Source organism: Corynebacterium gottingense, assembly GCF_003693265.1.
In the GTDB taxonomy this organism is placed as follows: domain Bacteria; phylum Actinomycetota; class Actinomycetes; order Mycobacteriales; family Mycobacteriaceae; genus Corynebacterium; species Corynebacterium gottingense.
In genome coordinates this window covers 1-3,109 of the sequence record NZ_RDRE01000063.1, presented here as the reverse complement: position 1 = coordinate 3,109, position 3,109 = coordinate 1, and the positions used below count along the sequence as shown (strand labels likewise).

General features: G+C 54.4%; 1 rRNA gene. It reads left to right on the top strand.

The features are described from left to right. The first annotated feature begins 37 nt into the window (after positions 1 to 37). Positions 38 to 3,109, top strand: a 23S ribosomal RNA gene (locus tag EAW56_RS11340).

The window sequence follows — 3,109 nt, the reverse complement described above, 5'->3', positions numbered from 1 at the left end:
GCCCTGTGGTGGTGTGTGTTTGTGTGTGTTGGATAATTGTTTGGTTATTCAGGGCGTACGGTGGATGCCTTGGCATGCTGAGCCGATGAAGGACGTGTGAGGCTGCGTTATGCCTCGGGGAGTTGTCAACAAAGCGTTGATCCGAGGATGTCCGAATGGGGGAACCCAGCACCGGTTGTGTGGTGTTACCTGCAGATGAATGCATAGTCTGTGTGGAGGTTGACGCGGGGAAGTGAAACATCTCAGTACCCGTAGGAGAAGAAAACAATTGTGATTCTGCTAGTAGCGGCGAGCGAACGTGGATGAGGCTAAACCATGTGCGTGTGATACCTGGCAGGGGTTGCGTGTGTGGTGTTGTGGGGTGCAGTGTTTCTGGGCTGCTGACCAGGAGCGTGCGCGTGCGTGTTAGCGGAAGCATCTGGGATGGTGCGCCGGAGTGGGTGAGAGTCCTGTACGTGAAGGCGTGTGCGTGTGTGTTGTTGTTGCCCCGAGTAGCAGCGGGCTCGTGGAATCTGCTGTGAATCTGCCGGGACCACCCGGTAAGCCTAAATACTCAGTGTGACCGATAGTGGATAGTACCGTGAGGGAATGGTGAAAAGTACCCCGGGAGGGGAGTGAAAGAGTTCCTGAAACCGTGCGCTTACAATCCGTCAGAGCACTTCTTTTAGTGTGATGGCGTGCCTTTTGAAGAATGAGCCTGCGAGTCAGCGGCATGTCGCGAGGTTAACCCGTTAGGGGTAGTCGTAGCGAAAGCGAATCCTCATTGGGTGTTTTAAGTGGCATGTCCTGGACCCGAAGCGGGGTGATCTACCCATGGCCAGTGTGAAGCAGCTGTAAGAGGTTGTGGAGGCGCGAACCCACGTAGGTTGAAAACTGCGGGGATGAGTTGTGGGTAGGGGTGAAAGGCCAATCAAACTCCGTGATAGCTGGTTCTCCCCGAAATGCATTTAGGTGCAGCGTTGTATGAGCTTGCCGGAGGTAGAGCTACTGGTTGGTTGAGCGGGACTATCATCTTAGCAACATCAGCCAAACTCCGAATGCCGGTGTAAGTGTTGTACAGCAGTGAGACTGTGGGGGATAAGCTTCATAGTCGAGAGGGAAACAGCCCAGATCGCCGGTTAAGGCCCCTAAGGGTGTACTAAGTGGAAAAGGATGTGGGATCGCGAAGACAGCCAGGAGGTTGGCTTAGAAGCAGCCATCCTTGAAAGAGTGCGTAATAGCTCACTGGTCGAGTGGTTCCGCGCCGACAATGTAGTGGGGCTCAAGTACACCGCCGAAGCCGCGGCAACAATGTTTTGTTGGGTAGGGGAGCGTCGTGCATGGTGTGAAGCAGTACCGTGAGGGGTTGTGGACTGTGTGCGAGTGAGAATGCAGGCATGAGTAACGAGTGTAAGGTGAGAATCCTTACCGCTGGATGACTAAGGGTTCCTGGGTCAAGTTCGTCTTCCCAGGGTGAGTCGGGTCCTAAGGCGAGGCCGACAGGCGTAGTCGATGGTCAACGGGTTGATATTCCCGTACCCGTGTGTGTGCGTCAAGTGATGAAGCGGTGATACTAACCACCCTGATCGCTGGCCATGGGGTAACTTTGTTGCCCTGGGTTGGTGTGATGCGTGGGGCCTGAGTCGTTGTAGTCAAGTGATGGGGTGACGCAGTGTGGTAGCCAAGCCACTTATTGGATTGTGGTGTAAGCGTGTGGCACGACGGTGTGTGAAATGCCATCGTTTTTGTGTGTGAGGCGTGATGCGTAGCCCTTTTTTGGGTGATGTTGGTGATCCTGTGCTGTCGAGAAAAGCCTCTAGCGAGTGTGCATACGGCCCGTACCCGAAACCGACACAGGTGGTCAGGTAGAGAATACTAAAGCGGTCGGGTGAACTGTGGTTAAGGAATTCGGCAAAATTCCCCCGTAACTTCGGGAGAAGGGGGACCTGTGCTGGTGGCCGCATTTTTCGTGTGGTGTGCTGGTGTGGGTCGCAGAGAAGAGAGGGGAGCGACTGTTTATCAAAAACACAGGTCCGTGCGAAGACGGTTAAGTTGATGTATACGGACTGACGCCTGCCCGGTGCTGGAAGGTTACGAGGACCTGTTAGATCCTTTGTTGGGTCGAAGCGGAGAATTTAAGCCCCAGTAAACGGCGGTGGTAACTATAACCATCCTAAGGTAGCGAAATTCCTTGTCGGGTAAGTTCCGACCTGCACGAATGGCGTAACGACTCCCCTGCTGTCTCAACCACAGGCCCGGTGAAATTGCAGTACGAGTAAAGATGCTCGTTTCGCGCGGCAGGACGAAAAGACCCCGGGACCTTCACTATAGCTTGGTATTGGCATTCGGTGCGGTTTGTGTAGGATAGGTGGGAGACTGTGAAGCATTGACGCTAGTTGGTGTGGAGTCGTTGTTGAAATACCACTCTGACCGTAGTGGATATCTAACCTTGGCCCATGATCTGGGTTGGGGACAGTGCCTGGTGGGTAGTTTAACTGGGGCGGTTGCCTCCCAAAATGTAACGGAGGCGCCCAAAGGTTCCCTCAGCCTGGTTGGCAATCAGGTGTTTAGAGTGTAAGTGCACAAGGGAGCTTGACTGTGAGACTTACAAGTCGAGCAGGGACGAAAGTCGGGACTAGTGATCCGGCACCTACTTGTGGATGTGGTGTCGCTCAACGGATAAAAGGTACCCCGGGGATAACAGGCTGATCTTCCCCAAGAGTCCATATCGACGGGATGGTTTGGCACCTCGATGTCGGCTCGTCGCATCCTGGGGCTGGAGTAGGTCCCAAGGGTTGGGCTGTTCGCCCATTAAAGCGGCACGCGAGCTGGGTTCAGAACGTCGTGAGACAGTTCGGTCTCTATCCGCCGCGCGCGTTGAAACTTGAAGAAGGCTGTCCCTAGTACGAGAGGACCGGGACGGACGTACCTCTGGTGTGCCAGTTGTTCCGCCAGGAGCATTGCTGGTTGGCTACGTACGGGAGGGATAACCGCTGAAAGCATCTAAGCGGGAAGCCTGTTTTGAGATGAGGTTTCTTAGGCGCCCAGGAGATGACTGGGTTGATAGGCCAGATCTGGAAGCATCGTAAGGTGTGGAGGTGACTGGTACTAATCCGCCGTTGATCAAACA